The sequence below is a fragment of the Stenotrophomonas sp. MYb57 genome (assembly GCF_002966815.1).
GTDB lineage: Bacteria > Pseudomonadota > Gammaproteobacteria > Xanthomonadales > Xanthomonadaceae > Stenotrophomonas > Stenotrophomonas indicatrix.
The window spans coordinates 1,424,412-1,446,548 of sequence record NZ_CP023271.1 but is presented as its reverse complement, the minus strand read 5'-3'; the positions used below and the strand labels follow the sequence as shown (position 1 = coordinate 1,446,548).

16 protein-coding genes and 1 pseudogene are annotated in these 22,137 nt (G+C 60.3%); 12 read left to right on the top strand and 5 right to left on the bottom strand.

Translation table 11 applies throughout. The annotated features are described in order from the left end of the window. Positions 1–37: 37 nt before the first annotated feature. Complete coding sequence (locus CLM74_RS06685) at positions 38–1,660, bottom strand: MobA/MobL family protein (protein WP_234003440.1); 1,623 nt, start codon at positions 1,658–1,660, stop codon at positions 38–40. A gap of 468 nt (positions 1,661–2,128) precedes the next feature. Between CLM74_RS06685 and CLM74_RS06680 the strand changes: the two genes are divergently transcribed. From CLM74_RS06680 to CLM74_RS21640, 3 genes and pseudogenes are all read left to right on the top strand, one after another. Next, positions 2,129–3,016, top strand: coding sequence for an AAA family ATPase (locus CLM74_RS06680; RefSeq protein ID WP_099539975.1), 888 nt, complete (start codon positions 2,129–2,131; stop codon positions 3,014–3,016). Between the two features lie 439 nt (positions 3,017–3,455). After that, positions 3,456–3,890 (top strand): annotated as a pseudogene (locus CLM74_RS21710) (integrase); the annotation flags it as partial. Further along, positions 3,882–4,070, top strand: coding sequence for a DUF2274 domain-containing protein (locus CLM74_RS21640; protein ID WP_234003464.1), 189 nt, complete (start codon positions 3,882–3,884; stop codon positions 4,068–4,070). The pseudogene CLM74_RS21710 and the gene CLM74_RS21640, both read left to right, overlap by 9 nt. 75 nt (positions 4,071–4,145) lie before the next feature. Here CLM74_RS21640 and CLM74_RS06670 read toward each other — a convergent pair whose 3' ends face one another. The 4 genes from CLM74_RS06670 to CLM74_RS06655 form a co-directional block, all read right to left on the bottom strand. After that, on the bottom strand, positions 4,146–4,556 hold the full coding sequence (locus CLM74_RS06670) for a hypothetical protein (RefSeq protein WP_234003439.1): 411 nt from the start codon (positions 4,554–4,556) through the stop codon (positions 4,146–4,148). A gap of 431 nt (positions 4,557–4,987) precedes the next feature. Continuing rightward, positions 4,988–6,172, bottom strand: a complete 1,185-nt coding sequence (locus tag CLM74_RS06665) for an AI-2E family transporter (RefSeq protein WP_199776081.1) — start codon at positions 6,170–6,172, stop codon at positions 4,988–4,990. A 690-nt stretch (positions 6,173–6,862) separates the two neighbouring features. Continuing rightward, positions 6,863–8,062 carry an ATP-binding protein gene (locus CLM74_RS06660; RefSeq protein ID WP_105163723.1) on the bottom strand — a complete coding sequence of 400 codons (1,200 nt, stop codon included), beginning with the start codon at positions 8,060–8,062 and terminating at the stop codon, positions 6,863–6,865. Beyond that, positions 8,059–8,748: a response regulator gene (locus CLM74_RS06655; RefSeq protein ID WP_105163722.1), complete on the bottom strand. Its 690-nt coding sequence runs from the start codon at positions 8,746–8,748 to the stop codon at positions 8,059–8,061. Before CLM74_RS06655 ends, CLM74_RS06660 begins: the two co-directional genes overlap by 4 nt. 228 nt (positions 8,749–8,976) lie before the next feature. Between CLM74_RS06655 and CLM74_RS06650 the strand changes: the two genes are divergently transcribed. From CLM74_RS06650 to CLM74_RS06610, 9 genes are all read left to right on the top strand, one after another. Continuing rightward, the gene (locus tag CLM74_RS06650) at positions 8,977–10,347 is read left to right on the top strand and encodes an efflux transporter outer membrane subunit (RefSeq protein ID WP_234003438.1); all 1,371 of its coding nucleotides are present in this window, start codon (positions 8,977–8,979) and stop codon (positions 10,345–10,347) included. A 120-nt stretch (positions 10,348–10,467) separates the two neighbouring features. Next, positions 10,468–11,571 (top strand): efflux RND transporter periplasmic adaptor subunit, encoded by a 1,104-nt coding sequence (locus CLM74_RS06645; RefSeq protein ID WP_105163720.1) that lies wholly within the window; start codon positions 10,468–10,470, stop codon positions 11,569–11,571. Next, positions 11,568–14,648, top strand: a complete 3,081-nt coding sequence (locus tag CLM74_RS06640) for an efflux RND transporter permease subunit (protein ID WP_105163719.1) — start codon at positions 11,568–11,570, stop codon at positions 14,646–14,648. The genes CLM74_RS06645 and CLM74_RS06640 overlap by 4 nt, the downstream gene beginning before the upstream one ends. 66 nt (positions 14,649–14,714) lie before the next feature. Continuing rightward, positions 14,715–15,866, top strand: a complete 1,152-nt coding sequence (locus tag CLM74_RS06635) for an ABC transporter permease (RefSeq protein WP_199776080.1) — start codon at positions 14,715–14,717, stop codon at positions 15,864–15,866. Positions 15,867–15,871: 5 nt separating this feature from the next. Further along, entirely contained in the window at positions 15,872–16,663 is a 792-nt protein-coding gene (locus CLM74_RS06630; RefSeq protein ID WP_105164953.1) for an ATP-binding cassette domain-containing protein, read from the top strand. A 32-nt stretch (positions 16,664–16,695) separates the two neighbouring features. Beyond that, entirely contained in the window at positions 16,696–18,639 is a 1,944-nt protein-coding gene (asnB, locus tag CLM74_RS06625) for an asparagine synthase (glutamine-hydrolyzing) (protein WP_234003437.1), read from the top strand. Between the two features lie 89 nt (positions 18,640–18,728). After that, the gene (locus CLM74_RS06620; protein WP_105163717.1) at positions 18,729–19,658 is read left to right on the top strand and encodes an MlaD family protein; all 930 of its coding nucleotides are present in this window, start codon (positions 18,729–18,731) and stop codon (positions 19,656–19,658) included. Further along, complete coding sequence (locus CLM74_RS06615) at positions 19,655–20,347, top strand: ABC-type transport auxiliary lipoprotein family protein (protein ID WP_105163716.1); 693 nt, start codon at positions 19,655–19,657, stop codon at positions 20,345–20,347. The genes CLM74_RS06620 and CLM74_RS06615 overlap by 4 nt, the downstream gene beginning before the upstream one ends. 285 nt (positions 20,348–20,632) lie before the next feature. Then, positions 20,633–22,114: an NAD(P)/FAD-dependent oxidoreductase gene (locus tag CLM74_RS06610; RefSeq protein WP_234003436.1), complete on the top strand. Its 1,482-nt coding sequence runs from the start codon at positions 20,633–20,635 to the stop codon at positions 22,112–22,114. Positions 22,115–22,137 lie beyond the last annotated feature (23 nt).

Below are 22,137 nucleotides of genomic sequence, written 5' to 3'. Positions count from 1 at the left end.
GACGGGGATCTTTTTTGCCTGTGTTTTTCCAAGCCGATTAGAACGTTGGCCGCCGTCCTCGCATCTTATGCTCCCAGTTCCCGGCTTCGTCGGCGCGGGCTGGTGGTGGATCGATATCCGGGTGTGAACTACTTGAGACGGTTGCCGCGCTCGGATCCATGAAGTGCTTGTCCAACACATCCTTTGCCTCAGTCATGCGTTTCCTGGCTTGGTCAATACGCCACTGCTGGATGGCAGCAATTCGGGGCGAAACATGCGTCTTCGCGCGGTAGACCCGCTGACGAGCACGCGTCGCTGCTTGCGTCTTAGGCTCATCGAGATGCTCCGATAGCTTCGCTTGAGCATCCAAGAGCGCCATTCGCGCCCGATGCGGCCGCGCCATCATGTGCGCATACTTGGCCAAGGAACGGGCAAGCACTTCCGTATCTTCAAAAGTGAACGCTTTGCCTGCGTAGTCATCGACACGCCGACACAAGATGCTGGCATGAGCGAGCTGGAACTCCGGCTCAATTTGGATTCCGGGGACGCTACGAAGGAGCTCCAATGAGTCCTGCGCAACTTCTCGCTGTGCTTCAAGCCAATCTTCAATGAGCTTGGCTTCTGCATTCAGGACCTCGGCATCGCGTCCTGATGCTCTCGTGATCCGCTGCACTCGACTGAGATGTAGGGTTTGCCGGCTGTATTGATCGAAGCTCCGCGCGGCGACGGGTCGGCGATCCAAAAGATGCTCCTTCACCCGCTTAACGACATCACGTGGATGTCCCTCCCCGGCCTGCTGCGGCCTGAGCCCGGCCGCTTTTGCTTGATCGCGCAAGGCAGCGGCGTGGCTATGACCCTCCGGCACGTCCGGATCGTTTATCAGTGCTGCTTGGTGTGCCGAGATGGTGGCAACAAGCTTCATCGCCGCATCTTTGCCGCCAAGGCCCTGGACAGACCAAGTCAGGCGGCTCTTTCGCTCTAGGGCTGTCTTGACCTTCCCATTGTGCCTGCCTGGCGTGCGCGTCAACTCCCTCGCAAGTTCAAAGTTGCCCTTTAGTGCCGCTTCTCGCGCCTGGGTCTTCAACTTTCGGGGATCAACCCGTTTTTGAATACCAGCGATGTCGAGATACCTGTTGATGGTGGCTGCAATCGCCAGGCGCAGCTCCTTAACGGCCTTGCTGCCCTCCCCTTGGCGCCCATCGAAAACGGCTCCCGCTCGTCGGCCAAAACCTTGGGGTCCGATTTGCCGTGCAGACATCAAGAGATGCACGTGATGATTGCGCTGGTCCCCATTTCGACTAGGCGTGTGAATCGCCACCAAGACGGCGACCTTATAGCGATCGACCAAGAGCTGCCCCAGGTCCAGAGCCAATGCCTTGCGTTGCGCTTGATCTAGGCTCTGTGGCAGGGCGACTTCAACCTCACGAGCCACCAAGGCGTTCTTGCGGGTCTCAGCGGCCTCATTGGCGTTCCAGAACTTTTGCGTGTCCAGGCACCAGGCCGGCGAGCCGTGCGGGGCGAGCATCTGGGCGTGATCAACGCCGTGCCGGCGCGAATAAGAGTGCGACAGGCCCGTTGCTTCATCGACCAGGTCAAAGCCTGCCCGATAAGCTGCGGCGGCCACCGAGCTGTCGCCCTTGCCTCTTCCGAACGACTTCATATGTGAGTGATAAATTGCCACGACTTCTCCTATTCATTTTTGGAGAAGCCAACAAAAGGCCATTTGCGTTATTCGTCTAGGCCTTCACGGCACCGGCGATTTCGTGCGCGAAATCACAGGGTTTCGCGTCGCATTGTGACTCGCGGAGCGAGACACGAGGAGGCCAGCGGCCTCCGCACTGCCGGCAGGCAGCGCACGGAATTTCGAGAATCGAAAATTCCATCAGTGCGCTCTTGCATTGCCCCAATACCCATATGCGACATTGGCACAATCAGGCGTCTAACCTGGCCCGCAGAGCAACGACCACCGCGCTATGTATCGGCCCACGCCCGCATGAATGGTTCATTAACAAATATTGATTGCCTGCAATCTGGATCTGTCAGCGAGCCACTCAATCGCAAGGTCCGGCGGCGGTATGATGCGTATGCTGTGGCCGTCGGTGGTCGCAGTCTAGGCCTAGGGAACGGCCGACCTCTTTGAGAGAGAGCAATGATCAGAAAGATCGCCATCCAGAATTTTAGAAGCTTTGATCCAAGTGTCGTCACAGCGATCGATTTCGCACCGGACAAGCGCGTTGCATTCTTCTATGGCCTCAATGGTGCCGGCAAGTCGGCCATTGGGCAGGTTGTCCAAAGTTGTTCGTCAGGCCAGGAGCCCATCTCCGGCTGTTCGGTGACCACTTACCCTGCCGACGCTAGATATGAGTATTTGGTCTACAACGAGCGCTTTATTGAGACCCATTTCCGCAACCGCAGTGATGTTCCAGGCATCTTCACCATTGGCGATCCTGAGTCGTCAGCATTGGAAGCCGCCGAAAGCCTCGAGCAAGAGCTTGAGAGTTGGCGCGCGCAGCGCGATGGCCTCACCGAGCAGAGCCAGGTGCGCGAAAAAGAGAAGTCCGCGGCTCTCGAAACGGCCCTTGGCGCGGCTTGGAAGACCTACACGGCTCTGAAAGATGGTCCCTTCAAGCCTTGGTTGCCTTACGGACACTCCAAGCAGAAGTTCTTCGACGCGCTCCAAACCAAAGCATCGCCCCCTTACGAGGGCGATCTGCCCTCTTTCGATGAGCTCGCTCAGTCCTTAAGTGAGCTTGGGGACAGTCACACCGCTCACAAGCCTCGGATTGAGATTGAACTGCCAAGCTTTGGCAGAACCGAGCAAGATGAGATATGGACAGAGCCAATCGTCGGGTCCAGCGACAGTGCCCTTGCGGCTCTCATTAGGGACATTGGCAACCTCGACTGGGTCAACCAGGGTCGCCCCTATCTCGATCATAGCCAAGATCAGTGTCCCTTCTGCCAGCAAAGTCTTCCCCACGACTTCCCTGAGGAGCTTGCCAAGCTCTTTGATGCGAGCTTCGACAGGCGTGTCGCCTGAGCGACGCTCCTTGCTGAGAACTACGCCGCAAGTGTTGCCAGCCTTGATCAAGCCATTGCGCACCTTATCGAAACGGAACCCTTCGCTTCGGAAAACCAAAAGTTAGAACTTGCCTGGTCCAATGCAAGTCGCCTGCTCAATGACAACGCGCAGAGAATGGCGAGTAAGGTCTTGTCTCCCCAAGGCGCTTTCGAGCTGCAACCAAGCCAATCGCTCCTGACAGCTGTGCGCGAGGCAATCGATGTCGTTTCGAACCGTGTTGACGATTACAACCGACGCCTGAGCCATCGCGATCGCGAATTGACGCGGATCAAACACACCTTTTGGCATCGCCTGTGCACTGAGAACGACGGCACTCTGTCGCTTTATAGGACCACCTCCAAGGGTGCCGAGGATGCTCTGCAAGCGATCCAGTCTGCAATGGCCGTACTCCGCACTCAAGCTGGCCTACAAGCCGACCGAGGCGAACAAGACCTTCGGCGTGCTGCGCAAGATGTTCAACCTGGCCGAAGTGTGGGGCTACCGCCCGGACGGCACGAATCCGTGCCGCCACGTCCCGATGTACCCGCCGGGCAAGGAAACCCGGCTCATCGTGGACGAGGAAATGGTGCGGATCTTCCGCCATCTGGAGAAGCTGGAGGCGGAAGGGCTGGAGAACTACGTCATCCCACTGGCGATCCGCCTGCAATTCGAGTTCGCCGCCCGGCGCTCCGAAATCTGCCCGCTCGAATGGAGCTGGCTGGACTTCGAGAACCGGCGCGTGGTGTGGCCCGACAGCAAGGTCGGCGGCATTTCCAAGCCCATGAGCGAGGAAGCCTATCGGCTGCTTTCGACGGCGCCGCGCCGGGAGCGCTGCCCCTATGTCCTGCCATCAACCGCGGGCGTGAAAGTCACGTTTTCGTGCCCGGCCAGCCTTAAGGCAGATCTTGACCGCTACGCCGCTCTCCATTCGCAGGCGTACGGAGAGGCCGTTGATGCGGCAACGCTTGTCCCGCATATGCTGCAGGCGTTCATAGACGCGGATCGCGAATTTCGACGATCCCAGAGTAGTTAGCGTCCAGCCATCCAGTCAGTGGGGGAAGCTAGTGCACTTCATGGCGCAGCCCGAGGCCTCAACGCCATATCGCGATCAATCGGCCTCTGCCCCCCTAATCTGGGCGCTTATCCATGCGAAGAGCAGATCAAGCCCCTCGATACTGCTTGGCCTCGACACGGCCCTGGCGTCTGCGATCACGCAATTCCGAAGCGTTTGAAAAAAGGCAAAGCCTGTCAGGAGCGCCGCTTGGTGACTTGCTGCAATTGGCAATTCACCGGCCAGCGCCGCTCGAGCGAATACGACCCTTAGCACCCCGTTTGTGCGTCCGATCATTTCCTGTTGAGGGGGCCAAGGCGGCATACATTCCCCAGCAAAATCGCCGTGTCGGAAGATGATCTCCAGTGCCTCGCGCATGTGTGGTGTACTTTGAACATCCAAGGCAAGTTGCACCATACAGGCGCGCAGTGCGGGCAATACCGGCGCGGAGGCCCGGGTTACATCCATAAGGCGCTCCAAGATCGGCACATGGCCTCGATCGAGTACAGCTGCGAGCAACTGTTCCTTATTCTGGAAATGCCAGTACACGGCCCCGCGCGAGACGCCCGCGCGATTCGCTATCGCGGAAATGGTAGTTCTGTAGATTCCCTGTATGCGAAAGCACCAACTAGCAGCATCAAGCACCTGGGCGCACGTTAGCTGCGAAGCTTGCTTTGTCTTCCTTGCCATTGGTGAAGTCCGGTGCCATCTGCAAAAGAGAACTTTCGAGATGTTGGTTTCCAGCCTCGTATCGCCGGGCCGTATGAAAAAGCCAGCGCATCCTTGGCTGTCTGGTTGCTAGCGAACCTAGGACTAGTGCAAGACGAGCGGCGCGCTTCCTAGTTCACCAGTTCCCACTGGTCGCCGATATCGGCGACGCCTCTGTCTTTGCCCTTGCCTTATCCGTCGCTTGGCACTAGAGGCACCGACAGGGCTTCTCGCTCCTGTCCGTTTTTTTCTCCAACAGACAGAGACCAAATTGCCATGAACATCGCCGCTACGACCGGACCGGCAACGAAACCGGTCAATCCGAACAATGACAACCCCCCGAGGGTAGACAGCAGCACCAAATAATCCGGCATGCGTGCCTCTTTGCCGACCAGGATTGGACGCAACAGGTTGTCGATTAGTCCGATCACACCTGCACCGATCAGGGCCATGACCGCGGCTTTGAACACGGCGCCCGTGGCCAGCAAGTACAGCGCTACAGGTCCCCAGACGAGCCATGCTCCCAACACTGGCACCAGCGAGAGAACTGCCATTACTACGCCCCAAAGGACCGCGCCCTGGATGCCCAATGCCCAGAACAAGATGCCGCCGATTGCGCCTTGGATGCCAGCGACCATCAGGTTGCCTTTGATTGTGGCTTTGATCATGGTTTCGAACCGGTGGCCCAACTCGCCCAGATAACTGCGATCGAGGGGAAGCGTGTCGCGAAGCCGCTCGGTTAGCAGAGTCCCGTCCCGGAATGCGAAGAAGAGCAGATAGAGCATCAGAACGAAGTTCGCCAAGAGCTGCAAGGTGTCTTGACCGAACGCCACGGCATGTGAGGCAAGGAACTGCAATAGTTGCTCGAAGGCCCGGATCGCCTGACCGCGGACGCTATCAAACGGGCCGAGGCCCAAACGTTCTAATCCCTGCCATAACCACGGTGGAGCGCCATCCGCAATGCGTTCCATACGTGCTTCAAGACCACTTCCCCCGTCGCTCAGAAAGCGTTCGTAGAGCTGCCCGATCTCCTGCGCGGCAGATGCCGCGATAAGGACCAGGGGCACCACCAGAAGCAGCATGCACGTCAGTAGAGAGAGCAGCGACGCCGTCCCAGGTTTTCGCGGCATCCAGGACAGGATGCGTTCATAGATCGGCCAGAACAAGATTGCCAACGCGGCGGCCCAGAAAATCGCAGCATAGAAGGGCCGCAGCAGCCAGCCGAACACCAGCGTAATGATGGCGAGCGCGAGAATGAAAGCACGATTCTTCAAATTTGCCCGTTCCATATAAGTCCGATGTTCAGGTGTGCCTTGCGAATTGGCATAGCCTTGATCCTCTTGCCATGCCAACGCGACTAAATCAAAAGCAACCAAGTGGCGAGGCCCCTCTCAGATTGACCTGCAGCAGTCATAGGCTGGCCGTACAAAAGGCATCGCCTCGCGCTTGTGTCAACGCAACGGGCCGGTATGGATCATGCCGGCTAGGTTTGAAGATTTCTTTTGGATATGTTTTGGATTCCATTAAGGAGCTCGCCCCTGATGACCTGTCGCGTGCCGGTTCTGAGCTGCTCAAGAAATTTCGAAGCCATAGCCGAAGTTGACGCCACGGATAGCACTCAAGCATGACGCGGCATCCCACATCGGCCATGAACTGAGGTTTGTCTACCAAAGCTCTAGCCTTCTGAAGGCTATTGCGGTCGAGGTTGAAATTTCCTAGCGCCCAGCCACCCAGTCCGGATCCGCCGCACTGCCGCGTTGATCCCAGCGAGACTGGTCATGAGGTTCGTGAATTACCGCTGTCTACAGCCCTGTCAATCAGCGTTGCATGGCCAGGATCAGGGGTGCAACAGGCTCTCAACTGGCAGCTATCGACGCTGACTCGATCAACGCACAAGAAGGCTGGTGGTCCAGGGGCTGACCACCGTTCTTCCTTGTCGAGAAGATTAGTGTAGGTGCAGCAATTGCGGCCCATTTCGGCAATACACCTTTCCGGATTCGTGCCTCGGCTCAAGTTGCCGAAACGTTGGCCTTCCGAATGTCGGAACAACGAACACCTGAACCTGCCTACCCGGATGCTCGGTCGGGGAGATGCACACTGACGATCAACCCGCCTTGGCTGCGGTTGCCGCATTCCAGCTCGCCACCATGCGCCCGGCACACAGCCGCGGCGATCGCCAGACCTAGGCCACTACCACCGGAGTGCCGGGCGCGCGAAGTTTCCGCGCGCCAGAAGCGATCCTGCATGTTGGGAAGATAGGCTTCTGCGACCCCAGGCCCACGGTCTGCGACGGTAATCACCGTGCCCGACGACGCGCTGTAGGCATCGATTTCTAAAACCTTGCCGCGCACTGCGTAGCGCAGAACATTATCGATCAAGATCGTCAGGACTTGACCAATACGGTCGCGATCCGCATATAGCCAGATACGGGTCGCATTCGACACCACCGGCCGGATTCCCGCTTGCGCTAGATCGGCCGCTGCCCATTCCAGCCGTTCGACGATCACTTCATCGAGTGGAAAGCTGTCCAGTTCAAGCGGCAATTGACCCGCGCGTGCTAATGAGACCAGATGCAGGTCGCCCACCAGCCGGTTGATCTGCACCAGTTGGCGAAGCACGGCCCCCAGTTGGTCCTGTTCCATTGGGAAAACCTCGTCCATCATGCCTTGGATGCGTCCCATTGCTGCATTGAGCGGGGTTCTCAATTCATGCGCCAACATCGCGCTGGAATCGCGGACTTCGCGCTCGTACTGTTGCAGTCGCATGGTCATGTCGTTGAAGTTGCGCACAAGATCTGCTAGCTCGCCCGGAGTAGCGACGACCGCGCTGACTCGGTTGCCGAAATGACCTTCGCTGACCCTGCGCGCCGCCTCGGCGATAAGAACGAACTGTCGCGACAGTGGACGAGATATCCACATCCCGAGCAGAATCACGATTGGAATAGAAATGATGACCATGACGGCCAGCATGAGCCAGTCTGGATTGGTGAGGCCGGGACTGAGGCGCTTTATATTGTAGTATCGCTCCAGTAGCGTCCATAAACGGGTCTCATTACCCCGGGGGTCTTCCCGCAGTTGCTTAATCTCCTGTCGAGTTTCCTCAGGAGCTTGCCGCAATGCCAGCGCGTCCGTAATGTCGAAGTACGCCCACATGCCGACGGCTATTACCAAGACGGTGCCAACTGCCAGCGCGCTCATACGCAGGCCGAACCACCACCACAGCGAGCCGGGATGTCGCCAGAGCCTCATTGCCGCAAGTAGTTTCATTGGAAACGGTATCCGAAGCCGCGGACGGTCACTAGCACGCCGTTAACACCGTGCTGTTCGAGCTTGCGGCGCAGATTGTGAATGTGCACATCGACTGATCGTTCCAGTGCGTCGCTCTCCGGCAAGCAGGCATCCAGCAACTCGTGACGAGTAAACGCCTTGAATGGCGTATTCAGTAGCTTGGCGAGCAGATTGAATTCAGCAGGTGTCAGGTTGAGCGGAATCGGGTGTCCGGACGCATCTTCAACGCAGGCCTGGACTGCGCCAGTATCGACAACGACGCTACCATGACGCAGCAGGCCGTCCGCGCGCTGCGAGGGGCGTGCACGGCGGAGCACCGCATGCACTCGCACCACCACTTCTTTGGGGCTATAGGGCTTAACGATGTAATCGTCGGCTCCGTAGCGCAGGGCGCCGAGTTTATCGGGTTCGTCGCCGATCGCAGTGACCATGATCACCGGTGTGTCGCTGACGCGGCGGATCGCCGAAAGAACATCGGTTCCGCTGATCTTAGGCAGCATCACATCGAGCAGCACCAAGTCCGGCCGCCACTGCGCGTGTAGCTGCAGGCCTTGGGCACCATCGTGGGCCATGGCGACCTGGAAACCGTCCTTGCGCAGGTACGCATCCAAGATGCTGGCACTCTCCAGGTCGTCCTCGACGACCAGTATCTTCTGTTGGGACATAGTGACTTCGCTCGCTTTTGCGTGGTCCAGGAGATCGCGCCGGGCGCGAAATGGCCGTTCTTAATCAAATCCAAAAGAAACCCGAAGCTCCTCTTCAATTCCGGGTGGCAACCTACAGCGACTCTTGTAACACGCTGGACAGAACGCATGCCGCCAAAATCATCTCGCGATCTCCTAGCTTGGTCGATCGCCCCCTTGCTAATCGTACCGCTCTTAGCTGGGTGTTCAATGGCGCCCCGCTATGAGCGGCCGCCGCACGTGGTGCCCGTGACGTTCGGGCAGGCCAGTGCTGACGCTGCCCCAGCTTCAGAGGCTTCCCCAGCCCCGGCGTTAACGGCGCAAGAGCGCGACTTCCTACTGGCGCTGACCCCAGATCGGGACTTGATCCCGCTGATGTCCCGTGCCTTGGCACACAACGCCGACTACCGCACTGCCGCGTTGCGGGTGGAGCAGGCTCGGGCGCAGTACCGTATTGAGCGCTCGGCACGACTGCCCGCGATAGGGGTAGAGGCGCAACAGACGCAGCAGGGCTTCGACAACCCCGCGCTACGCGAACGCTATCAACAGGATCTGACGCGCGCAGGCGTTGCGATCAGCAATTACGAGCTTGATGTTTTCGGGCGGTTGAAGTCGCTCTCCGACTCGGCCCGTCAGCGCTATCTGGCCAGCGAGGCTGGGCAGGAGGCGGCACGCGGTGCCCTATTCGCCGAAGTGCTTCGGGCCTACGTACTGCTCTGCGCGACGACACAGGCGTACGAGCGCTTGCAGGCGGCTCATGCCGATAGCGCAGCGTTGCTTGTGATGGCGAAAGCTCAGGAATCGGTCGGGCTAATTGCTCGCGACGAGCTGGACCGCCGGCGCGCTCGTACCGAACAGGCCCAGGTTGCCGAGCTGCGCGGCGCCGATGACGTTGCCGCCGCCCGGCGGGCGCTGCAATTGCTCACCGGATTCAGCACTGACGTGGAGCCCGGTCCGCTGGCATCCTCGGTCGCGCCCGACACGGTCGCAGCGCTGCGCGAGCTAGATTCCACGGTGTTGCTGCAGCGTCCCGATATCCGCCAGGCCGAGGCTGAACTGCGCGCGGCCAATGCCGACATCGGCGCGGCTCGTGCTGCCTTCTTCCCTTCGATTCGCCTTAGCACCTCGATTGGCAGCGCCAGCGATTCGTTGGGTGACCTGTTCAAGTCCGGCAGTCGTACCTGGTCCTTTGTCCCCCAGTTGGTGTTGCCAATCTTCGACTTCGGCCGCAACAAAGCCAACCTCGACCTGGCCTGGACCCGCAAGCAGGCCGGTGTAGTCGACTACGAGCGAAGCATAGAAGCCGCATTCCGAGAGGTCGCTGACTCCCTTGATGCCCGCGCAACCTTTGCCGTGTCCGAAGCGAATCTGCGAGAGCAGGATCGCCTGGCGTCATTGCGCATTGAACGCGCCGAGCGACGCGTGACCCGCGGGCTAGAGGACCGCCAGAACTTGCTGGCAAACCGCGTCGAGGCCACGCAGATCGGCCTCGAACACCTGCAGAGCCAGCGCGATCTCGCGTTGAGCCGGATCGCGCTGTTCAGAGCGTTCTACGGCGTCGAGTTGCCCGCCCGGCTTTAAGAGAGAACCCAACCAATGACTCACCGCTTACCGCCAATGCCGGGCCAAGCCAGTAGGCCCACTGCACAGCGCACTCCTTCCTATTATCTGACCGGCGCGCAAGCGGCCGGAGGTATGTCCATGCATATTGCACGTTCCCTCTATCCCGTTGGCCTGCTGGCCGCAGCATTGATGCTGTCGGCGTGCAGTCCCGATGCTGCAGCACCTGCGCAGCCGCGATCTGTGAAGCTGGAGGCCATCGGAGCGGGCTCCGCAGACGCAGCGTCCCGCTTCGTTGCGACGCTACGCCAGGAGCATCGGGCGGACCTTGCCTTCGAGAATGGTGGCCGCATTGCCGAAATTGCAGTCGACGTAGGCGACCGTGTACGCAAGGGCCAGGTGTTGGCAAGCTTGGATGCCGAGCCGGCACGGCTGCGCCTCACTCAGGCTGAGGCGAATCTGCGCGCTGCGACCGGTCAGGCAAAAGAGCGGCAAATCCAACTGCAGCAGCAACAAGCGATGTTCGAAGATGGCGTGGTCTCGCAGGCGAGCCTAACCAGCGCCCAGGTAGCTCACGACTCGGCGCAGTCTCAGCTGCGTGTGGCCGAATCTGATCGTGCCCTCGCAGCTCGTGCACTACGCCAGAGTGAACTGCGTGCGCCTTTTGACGGCAGTGTGGTCGCTCGGCTACTGCAGCCGCAGGCTGACGCCGCGGCCGGGCAGGTCGTGGTGCAGGTCGAAGGGCAAGGCCAGCCGCAGGCAGTTGCGACGCTGCCGGCAGCCATTGCGCAGGGCCTCACTCCAGGGTCACTGGTCCAAGCGAGCCGCGCTGACGCGAATGCCGCAGCGTTTACGCTGCGCTTGCGAAGCGTTTCCTCACGGCTCGAAGGCGGCGCCAGTGTCCAGGCGATCTTTGACGTGGCCGAAGCTTCGATACCGTTGCGCAGCGGCGACAGCCTGATGCTGTCGCTGTCTGGTGCGTCCGAGAACGATCTGTCCGTACCGTTGCCGGCAGTGATCGCGCAGCAGGGCAAGGATGCGGTGTTCGTCTACGATGCCAAAGCGGGCACTGTGGTCCGCCGCCCCGTCAAGCTTGGCCCGATAGAGGGTGAGCGCATACGGGTCACCTCAGGATTGCGGTCGGGTGAACAAGTAGTTGCAGCAGGCGGCGCCTTCCTCAGCGATGGTCAAGCGGTGCTGCCTTTGCGCGCCGCGTCTCATCTGAATGATGCGGGGCGTCCATGAACGTAACCCGTTCGGCTCTAAGCGCTAGCCGCCTGACGCTATTCGCGGCGCTGATGCTGTTGGTTGGCGGCATCGTCACCTTCCTCGGCTTCCCCTCGCAGGAAGAACCCACCGTCACAATCCGCGATGCGCTGGTGATGATTTCTCATCCTGGCATGCCCAGTGAACAGGTTGAGCGCCTGCTGGCCAAGCCGGTCGAGGAGCGGTTGCGTGAGATAGGCAGCCTGAAGAAGATCGTGACCACCGTGCGTCCAGGCAGCGCGACTATCCAGTTGACCGCCTACGACCATGTTAAGGACCTGCCGGCACTGTGGCAGCGGGTACGAGCCAAATCGGCCGAGGCCGGCCAGGCATTGCCGGTGGGCACGTTTGGTCCCTTCGTCGACGACGACTTTGGACGTGTAGCGGTGGCTTCAATTGCGGTCACGGCGCCGGGCTACAGTATGAGCGAGATGCGTGAGCCGCTGCGCGAGATGCGCGCACAGCTACATACGCTGTCCGCGGTAGAACGGGTCACCTTCTACGGCCTGCAGGAGGACCGCGTCTATGTGTCGTTCGACCGCGGGCGCTTGGTTGAGGCTGGCCTCACACCGTCAGCGGTGATGCAGCAGCTGCAAGCACAGAACGTGGTCGCCCCAGGCGGGTTGGTGTCGGCTTCGGGCATGGCGATGACAGCGGCAACCTCCGGCGAGCTTCGCAGCGCAGAAGACCTGCGCCGATTCTTGGTGTCGGCCACGGGTGCGTCCGGTACACGTCAGGTGCCACTGGGCCAATTGGCCCGTATTGAGGTGACGCCTGCTGACCCGCCTGAGGCCGCTGCGGTATATCAAGGCATGCCGGCGGTCGTGGTTGCAGTCTCGATGGCGCCGGGCTACAACATCGGCGACTTCGGCGCGCAGTTGCGCGCGAAGCTTGAGGAGACTGCGCAGCAGCTGCCGGCGGGCTTCGAGCAACACGTGGTCACGTTCCAGGCGGATGTGGTCGCACGCGAGATGGGTCGCATGCACCAGGTGATGGGCGAGACGATCATGATCGTCATGATCGTGGTCATGCTCTTCTTGGGCTGGCGCACGGGCCTGATCGTCGGCGCAATCGTCCCGTTGACCATTCTCGGCGGCCTGATCGCCATGCGCGCCTTGGGCGTAGAGCTGCAGACAGTTTCGATCGCCGCCATCATCATGGCCTTGGGCCTGCTCGTCGATAACGGCATCGTCATCGCCGAGGACATCGAACGCCGACTGGCATGCGGTGAGGAGCGCCGTCATGCGTGCATCGAGGCTGGGCGGACGTTGGCGATACCGCTGCTCACCTCATCGTTGGTGATCGTACTGGCATTCTCGCCCTTCTTTATCGGACAAACCGCGACTAACGAGTACTTGCGCTCGCTTCCGATGGTGCTCGGCCTGACGCTGCTCGGCTCTTGGCTGCTGAGCATCACGGTCACGCCGTTGCTGTGTCTTCACTTTGCCAAAGTGCATGCCGGCCATGATGAGAGTGCAGGACAGTACGACTCCCGCTTCTATCGCGGATACCGTGGGATCATCACTCGCGTCCTGGATCACAAGGCGCTGTTCATTGGCAGCATGTTGGCATTGCTTGTTGCCGCCGCAGTTGTGCTGGCTTCTATTCCCTACAATTTCCTGCCTAAGTCCGACCGGCTGCAGTTCCAGATGCCGGTGGTGCTGCAACCAGGAAGCGACTCGCGGGAAACGCTGCGTACGGTTCAAGCGATGAGCCGCTGGTTTGCCGACGCCAAGATCAACCCGGAAGTGACCGATAGCATCGGCTACGTCGCCGACGGCGGTCCGCGCATCGTTCTGGGCCTGAACCCACCATTGCCGGGCGCCAATATCGCCTATTTCACAATCAGCGTTGCACCGGGCACAGACATCGAACAGGTGATCAATCGCGCCCGCCGTCACATGCTGGAGACGTTCCCGCAGGCACGCGCCGAGCCCAAACGCTTCCCGTTGGGTGCGACCGAGGCTGGCGTAGCCGTCTACCGCGTGGTCGGTCCTGACGAGACGGTATTGCGTGACGTCGGCGAACGCATTGCCGTAGCCTTGCGCGGCGTGGACGGCATGCAGGACGTCTATGACGACTGGATGTCTCGTGTACCGCGTTACGTTATTGAGGTCGACCAGCTCAAGGCTCGTCGAGCAGGCATCAGTAGCGATGACGTCGCAAACGCGTTGCAGTTGCGATACAGCGGCGTACAAGCATCGCTGATTCGCGACAATGGTGTCGCCGCCCCGATCGTACTGCGAGGCGATGCCAGAGAGCGAAACGCCACCGGAACTCCGGCAGACACCCTGGTCTATCCGAGCGCAGGCGGTCAACCGCTGCCACTGTCCGCGATCGCGTCGGTCTCCACGGCAACAGAGCCGTCAACGATCATGCGCCGCAACCTGGTACGCACGCTGACCGTAACTGGCCGACATCCAACCCTGACTGCCAACGAGATCGTCGCTGCAGTCACCCCCAAGATTGATGAGATTAAGCTGCCTCCGGGCTATCGCATTGAGCTCGGCGGCGAGATCGAGGACTCGGCAGAGGCGAACCAGTCATTGCTCCAGTTCATGCCGCATGCACTGATCATGATCCTGTTGCTCTTCGTGTGGCAGTTCAACTCGTTCCGCAAGTTGTTCATCGTTGTGGCAAGCGTACCCTTCGTGCTGATTGGAGCGGCGCTTGCGTTGTTGCTGACTGGGCAGCCATTCGGCTTCATTGCGACCTTCGGCTTGCTGGCCCTGGCAGGAATCATTGTCAACAACGCGGTTCTGCTGCTGGAGCGAATCGAGGCAGAGCTGGCTTCAGGCCTGCCACGGCGTGAGGCGGTGATCTCAGCGGCAGTGATGCGACTACGCCCGATCGTGATGACCAAGCTGACGTGCATCGTTGGCCTGGTTCCCCTGATGCTATTTGGCGGGCCACTTTGGACCAGTATGGCGATCTCCATGATCGGCGGGCTTGCACTTGGCACGCTCGTGACACTGGGTCTGATTCCGATCCTGTACGACTTGCTGTTCTCGCTGCGCGTGCGTGGCAAGTCGACGCAGGAGGGAGCGACCGTATGAGTTGCTTGATTGCAATCTCTCGCCAAACTGGTGGCCGTCGCTGTGCCATAGCCTGGAGAACATCCCATGACTGAAGCATGGCTTCGTCGCTCAGCCAAGGCGCTAGGGCCTGCGGCGTGGACAGCCGGCGGCGATTGGACGATTGAACACTATGGAAAGTTGTCCAAGATGGTCGCCAGCCTGCGTGTGGAGAATTCTGGTCAGTCCGCGATTTCGATCTTGGACTGGGCAAATATCCGAAGGCTTGATACTGCCGGTGCCGCGCTGCTAGTAGAGATGCTCGGCGCAGATCTAGTGCGTACTCATGTTGGCTCGGACGAGGGTCTGTCACCAGAACGCCGTGCACTGTTGGAGACGCTCGCGGACGCGGCGGAAGCTCAGCAGATCTCAACGCCCGAGAACGCCGAGTCCATCCCGGCACTTCGGCGCGGCTTAGAGCGTGTTGGCGCCATGGCCGAGCGGGGCTTCAACAGCTTCCTCGGGCTTGCAGGCTTCGTCGGACAGATTCTTGAAACCTGGCTGGCTATCGTCCCGTATCCACGGCGCTGGCGCCTGACCGCTGTGGTGGCACAGATTCAACGCGTAGCGGTTGATGCCATCCCCATTGTTGCTTTGCTGAGTTTCATGGTGGGGACGGTCGTCGCCTTCCTCGGTGCGACCGTGTTGGCCAACTTCGGTGCCAGCATTTTCGCTGTGCACCTGGTGGCCTTTGCCTTCATGCGTGAGTTCGGGGTCTTGTTGCCCGCCATCTTGATCGCGGGCCGCACAGCCAGTTCCTATACCGCGCAACTGGGTTCCATGAAGGCCAATGAGGAGATCGATGCGCTGCGCTCAGGCGGCCTCAACCCGATTGAACTACTGGTTCTGCCGCGAGTGCTCGCTCTACTTATCTCGCTACCGCTTCTGAGTCTGGTTGGTGTGCTGGCGGGCATCGCCGGTGGTGCTGCGGTCTGCGTGTTCAGTCTGGACATCTCCCTATCTCAGTTCCTCGCCATCGTGCAGGACAAGATCGAAGTTCAGCATTTCCTGGTCGGACTGAGCAAGGCGCCATTCTTCGCCGTGATGATCGCTGCGATTGGCTGCCATGAGGGATTCAAGGTTGCCGGTAGCGCGCAATCGGTTGGCGACCACACCACATCGAGCGTTGTGCAGTCGATCTTCGTAGTAATCCTGCTCGACGCACTGGCGGCGTTGTTCTTCATGGAAATGAAATGGTGAGCGGCATGGAGCAAGGAACGACGCCCCACGCAATTGAAGTGCGGGGGCTGGAGAACCGGTTCGGTGGACAACAGGTGCACCAGGGCCTGGATCTGGACGTACGACGCGGCGAGATACTCGGGGTGGTCGGTGGCTCCGGCACTGGCAAGTCGGTTCTGCTTCGCAGCATCGTCGGGCTTCAGCAGCCCAAAGCCGGCGTCGTACGCATTCAAGGCCAGGACATACTGCAGCTTCAGGGCCCCGCGCGCACGCAGCTGGAACGCCGCTTTGGAATTTTGTTCCAGAAGGGTGCGTTGTACTCGTCGCTAAGCGTGATTGAGAACGTCGCGCTTCCACTGATCGAGCACGCAGGATTGCCTCGCGCGCAGGCTGAACATCTCGCACGAAGCAAGCTTGCACTCGCTGGTCTGCCACCAGATGCGGCAGACAAGTCCCCCTCCTCACTGTCCGGCGGCATGATCAAGCGTGCAGCCTTAGCGCGCGCCCTCGCTTTGGACGCGGAGATCCTCTTTCTAGACGAGCCCACGGCGGGCTTGGACCCAATTGGCGCCGCTGCGTTCGATCAGCTGATCCTGACCCTACGCAATGCACTGGGGTTGACGGTGTTCATAGTGACCCACGATCTCGACTCGCTCTACACCATCTGCGACCGCGTGGCCGTTCTGGCCAGTCGCCGCGTGCTGGTCAACGATCGCATCCAGGCCGTAGAAGGCTATGACCACCCCTGGATTCAGTCGTACTTCCATGGTCCTCGGGGCCGTGCAGCAGCAGGCGCTACGAACGGGAGTATGGGCTAATGACTGGCCTGGTTGGACTATGGGCCGAGCCCATGGCCGAAGACGCGCTCTTGCAACAGGTGTCGCCGATGCTATGGGCGCTGCAGCACGAGGTTGGAAGCCGCAGTGCGTACTGGGCCGACACCGACGCCGGACTGATCCTGGGCCATTGTCGAGCGGTCGAAATGGCATCACGGCAGCCAATGGAATCTCTATGTGGACGCTATACGCTGTGCCTTGACGGACGCATATCTAACCGCGCTCGCCTGAAGGACTGGCTCGGCGACGTGCCTCGCAGGAGCAGTGACGAGCAGCTACTGCTTCAAGCCGTTAGCCACTGGGGTGTAGAACGGGCGATCGAGTGCTGCGAGGGAGCCTTCGCCCTGGCAGTGTGGGATAACCACCAGCGTGAGTTGTGGCTGGCACGGGACCCGGTGGGCGAGCGCTCTCTGTATTATGGGTGGCACGGAAGCACCTTGCGTTTCGGTTCGGAACTAAAGGCGTTACAAGCTTCCCCGGAATTTATGCCGGCGATCGACCAAGACGCGCTTTGTCTCCTACTGCGCCACGACTATGTGCCGGCACCGCACACCATCTACATTGGTATCCATAAGTTGATGGCTGGCGCACTCCTGCGTATCGGGATGAGAGACCACGCGGCGCGTGGGTCAATGCAGGCCATACAGGGCGGCCGAAGCTATTGGTCCGCGCAGGAGGAAATGAAGGAGGCGCTGAAAGAACAATCATCGATTGTGCCGTCGCTAGAGCATGCCACTGAATCTTTGGAATCTACGCTGCGCCAGGCGGTCTCCAGTCGTATGCACTCGCCCTTGACGTGTGGCGCGTTTTTGTCCGGCGGAACCGACTCGTCGCTAATAGTGGCGCTAATGCAGCAGCAGTCGTCTACACCGGTCGACACCTGGACTGTCGGGTTTGATGATCCCGGCCATGATGAAAGCAAGTGGGCTTCGCAGGTCGCGCGTCACTTGGGCGCTCACAATCATAGCCATCGCATCGATGCCAACCAAGCGCGCGATATTCTCGATCGTGTTCCGCAAGTGTGGTGCGAGCCATTTGCGGACTCCTCGCAGATTCCAACGCTCCTGGCAAGTCAACTGCTTGGAGAGCACAAGAAGGTCGCCTTCACCGGCGATGGCGGTGACGAGCTCTTCTTTGGTCATCCCAGTTACGGCCGCGCCTTGCGCAACGCACGTTGGTGTGCCGGGCTCCCCGACTGGGCGCGTGCGCTGGCGCGACAAAGCGCAAACCATCTTGATGTCGAGCGCGGGCGCTTGGGCGGGTGGCGAGCGGTACTGGCGGAAATGACCGCAGATGGCGTCGAAGGTCATTACTTGCAGCGTGTTTCGCGCTGGCGCGATCCGGCAGGTGTGGTTGTAGGTGCGAAAGAGCCGCCTACCGCATTCGATCAGCGTGCCGTGGGGATGTCGGACGAGGCACGAATTCAACTCCTGGATTTCCGCATGGTGCTGTCGGAGGGCATCTTGGTCAAGGTCGCCCGAGCCGCGAGCGCCAGCGGCGTCCAGACGTGCTCACCTCTTTTGGACATGGATGTCGCACGTTTGGCTTGGGGCTTGCCCCACCACCTGAAGTGTGGTGGTGGCGAGTACAAGCGCATTCTCAAACACCTACTCGCACGTTACTTGCCAGATCAGCTTGTGTATCGCCCCAAGCGTGGCTTTGGCCCCCCAATGGCCAAGTGGCTAGCGGGTCCATTACGTGAATGGGCCGAGGCGCTTCTGGACCCACGTCTATTGCGTCAGCACGGCCACTTGGACGTGGTCAAGGTCCGGGCACTGTGGGAGGCGTTTCTACGCGGTGAACGTAAGTGGCATACCCACCTGTGGAACATTCTGATGTTCCAGGCTTGGTTTGCGTATTGGCATGGCGCACGCGCGCCGTACACATCAACAGCCGTCGATTCAATGATGCGCATGAAACCCGAACCCGCTTTTACTGCACGAGGCCTCCTCCCATGAACATCTTTGTCCCAGACGTCTGGGCGCCATCGCAAATGCATGAAGCAGTGCGGGGCGGTCGCAATTTAACTAATAAGGTCCTGTGAAACATGGAAACCCATGCACGCCACATCACCATTGGCATCTTCGTCCTTTTCCTCGTCGCAGTCGGGTTTGGCGTCGCGCTGTGGCTAGGCGGAGTTCGCTCCGATCGTGAATTCCATTACTACCGGGTGATGTTTGACGAACCGGTAATAGGTCTGTCTATCGGCAGCCCTGTGCAATACAGCGGCATTACTGTGGGCGAGATCGTTGCGCTTTCTCTACTGCCGGAAGACCCGCGCCGCGCCATCGCACGCGTTCGCGTCGACACATCGATCGCGATCCGCCAGGACACTCGCGCGGAGCTAGTCGTCACGGGCATCACCGGTGCCGCCGTGATTCAGCTGAGCGACGGTGGCCCGAATGTCCCTCTTCTATCCAGGAAAGATGGTGAAGAGCCATTGATTCTGGCGCCGCGCTCTGCACTGGCCTCGCTGGTGTCCGGCGATGGCAACACCATGACTACGGTCAATGGAATTTTGCGACGAACGCATGACGTGTTCTCCCCAGAGAATGTGGCGCTGATCCATCGAACCTTGGTCAATCTGGAGAGCACTTCGAGCGCCATTGCTGAACAGCGCTCCGAGCTCGCCGCTCTGGTCAACAATCTGACCGAGGCAAGCCAGGAATCAACCGCCGCATTGCGTAAAGCCAATGCGGTGATCGGTGACGCTCAATCGATTCTGAATGAGGAAGGGCGTCCGGCGCTGGCGAGCACACGAGAGGCCATGGCGTCGCTGGAGCGCAGCTCAGCACGAATTGAGTCCGTATTACAGCGCAACGAGGCTTCCCTTGACCAAGGCTTGGCGAGTGCGGGCCCGGCCATGAACGAACTGCGACTCTCTCTATCCAATCTCAACACTGTCCTACGCCGCTTGGATCGCAACCCTGCCGGCTACTTGCTGGGCGGCGACAATATCGAGGAAACCAAACCATGAATGACGCCCTCCGTAAGCGCCCGGCCGCACTAGCAGCGCTGCTGTTGCTGGCAACGCTACCGGGCTGCAGTCTGCTCTATAAGCAGGAGCCGGCAGCCACGTATCAGTTGTCACTGCCGCGGTCGACGTACACGGCGCCCAGCGCGCAGGCGCAGCCTCAACGGCCCGTCCTTGTTATCCATACGCCTGTCAGCAGCCGGGTGCTCGATTCGGACCGCGTCATCATCGCCCAGCCGGACGGACGGTTGGCCGCCTGGGCAGGTCTGCGCTGGGCCGACAATGCCCCCGTATTGCTTCGCGATCGGCTTACCGAAGCCTTCATCCACGACGCAAGGCAAGCCGTACGTGTGGACAGCTCGAGCTTTGGCTCGGAGCGGAACCTAGTCGGCACGCTCCAGGCGTTCCAGTTCGAGCAACGCGGCAACGCCTCTGTCGTGGCCATACGGTTGGATCTCCGATTGGACGACCACGGTCAGCCAGGAAAGGGGGCGAGTCGACGTTTTGAAGTGGAGCGCACTGTCATCAGTAAGCGCGAAGCCGACGTCATCGCCGCGTTTAGCGCGGCTTCTGACGCGCTGGCCGAGCAGGTCATTGGCTGGGTTGCGCAGCAGCCAGTCACTTCCATCGCTGGCCCGGCGGGGGCCGCTGGTGTGCCGCGCGCCGCCCCGGCGGAAATCGTGCCGCGATAAGGTGAGGATGCAGATGCAGAAACTCGACGATAGTCACTGTGCAGCCGGTCCTGTCGGCGCTTGCATATTCCCGCTGGCGGCGGACCTCACGGCGTACGATATGGTTGCTGGTGGAAGCCCTCCCAAGCTGTACATCGTGGAGATCGGGCTTCGGGAACGCGCCGATCCCGATCAGCGGCGTCGCGCTCGCGAACTCAGCCCGGATGTACCCCAAGCCATGCTCGATCGGCCACTTAATGGCCCAACTTCCACGCCACCTGGAAATGCCTTCGACGCATCACATGCGTGCTCAAGGCGCGCGATCGCAGCCTCGGAACGTTTGAGGTCTACGGCCGCGGCGCATTTGCCTCGCGTGGTGCCAGGCATAGCTGCACCGTCGCGATGGCGCGGCAACGGGACGCACTTGCGGCACACTGCCACCTCTGGGCTGGGCCGCGTTCCAACATTCTCCGGGGTCCGGCCATGACCGACCATCGGGTAACACATCGGCTCGTCATCGTCGGAGGCGGCGTCGCGGGACTGGAGATCGCCAGCACGTTGGCGCGACGCTGGCGCCGCTCCCGCGCGCCCACCATCACACTGGTCGATCGGGACTCGGCCCACGTCTGGAAGCCAATGTTGCACATGATCGCTGCCGGCACCCGCGACGTGTCGCAGCAACAGACGCCCTATCTGGCGCAAGCCAGAGATGCTGGATTTGTCTACCAGCCTGGCGAACTTGGCGGGCTGCATCGCGAACGACGTGAGCTGCAGATTGCTGCGGTGTATGCCGACGACGGACGGTTGCTTATTCCCGAGCGCACGTTGGAGTACGACACACTGGTTATTGCCGTTGGCAGCCAGACCAACGATTTCAGGACTCGCGGCGCCGCAGACCACTGCTACCGTATCGACTCACGTGAACAGGCCGATGCATTCAACAAGGAGGTCCGGCTGCGGATCCTTCAGTGCGTGGCTCAGGATGCACAGTTGTCTATCGGAATCGTCGGCGGAGGTGCGACCGGTGTCGAACTGGCTGCTGAACTCGTGCAGTTGGCAGAGACGGCGGCCTCCTATGGCGCCCATGACCTTGTGTCGCGCATTTCGATCAGCTTGATTGAGAGTGGTCCACGGCTATTGGCGGCCTTTCCCAAGGACATCTCGGACTCCACTCGCAACCGGCTAGAGCAATTGGGCGTACGAGTACGCACGGATACTCGGGTCGGTGCGGTAGATGCCGATGGCTTCGTGCTGGGAGATGGGAGTAGGTTGGAAGCATCGTTGAAGATTTGGGCGGCTGGGGTGAAAGCGCCAGGCCTCTTGGCTGACCTTGCGGGTTTGGAAGTCAACGCTGTTAACCAACTCCTGGTGCGACCCACACTGCAGACGACGTTGGACCCAAGGATCTATGCCGTGGGGGACTGCTCAAGCTTGACGTTGCCCGGCAGCGAACGCCCTCTGCCTCCGACCGCGCAGGTGGCTCACCAACATGCCCAGTACCTCATCCGCAATTTGCCCCGCGTGATCGAACGTGGTTCATCACCACCGGATTTCGTGCACCGAGATCTCGGCGCTTTGGTGTCGCTGGGCGAATACGATGCGTACGCCTCGCTGGGAAAGTTCGGTCTACTCAAGGGCGCGACGTTGCGCGGGCGCTTGGCGCAGATGAGTCACATCTTGCTCTACCGGAGCCATCAAGCCCGACTTCACGGCATAGTACGCGGAAGTCTCCTGTGGCTGGTGGATCGGATCAACGCGCGCTTGCGCGGGTCAATACGTCTCGATTGAGCTCACATGTCACTAGGTTCGCG

Excerpts from the sequence above, each read along its gene's own strand:
- CLM74_RS06680 (WP_099539975.1), top strand. The coding sequence starts at position 2,129 with ATGATCAGAAAGATCGCCATCCAGAATTTTAGAAGCTTTGATCCAAGT.
- CLM74_RS06670 (WP_234003439.1), bottom strand. The coding sequence starts at position 4,556 with ATGGATGTAACCCGGGCCTCCGCGCCGGTATTGCCCGCACTGCGCGCC.
- CLM74_RS06660 (WP_105163723.1), bottom strand. The coding sequence starts at position 8,062 with ATGAAACTACTTGCGGCAATGAGGCTCTGGCGACATCCCGGCTCGCTG.
- CLM74_RS06655 (WP_105163722.1), bottom strand. The coding sequence starts at position 8,748 with ATGTCCCAACAGAAGATACTGGTCGTCGAGGACGACCTGGAGAGTGCC.
- CLM74_RS06650 (WP_234003438.1), top strand. The coding sequence starts at position 8,977 with ATGGCGCCCCGCTATGAGCGGCCGCCGCACGTGGTGCCCGTGACGTTC.
- CLM74_RS06645 (WP_105163720.1), top strand. The coding sequence starts at position 10,468 with ATGCATATTGCACGTTCCCTCTATCCCGTTGGCCTGCTGGCCGCAGCA.
- CLM74_RS06640 (WP_105163719.1), top strand. The coding sequence starts at position 11,568 with ATGAACGTAACCCGTTCGGCTCTAAGCGCTAGCCGCCTGACGCTATTC.
- CLM74_RS06635 (WP_199776080.1), top strand. The coding sequence starts at position 14,715 with ATGACTGAAGCATGGCTTCGTCGCTCAGCCAAGGCGCTAGGGCCTGCG.
- CLM74_RS06630 (WP_105164953.1), top strand. The coding sequence starts at position 15,872 with ATGGAGCAAGGAACGACGCCCCACGCAATTGAAGTGCGGGGGCTGGAG.
- asnB (WP_234003437.1), top strand. The coding sequence starts at position 16,696 with ATGGCCGAAGACGCGCTCTTGCAACAGGTGTCGCCGATGCTATGGGCG.
- CLM74_RS06620 (WP_105163717.1), top strand. The coding sequence starts at position 18,729 with ATGGAAACCCATGCACGCCACATCACCATTGGCATCTTCGTCCTTTTC.
- CLM74_RS06615 (WP_105163716.1), top strand. The coding sequence starts at position 19,655 with ATGAATGACGCCCTCCGTAAGCGCCCGGCCGCACTAGCAGCGCTGCTG.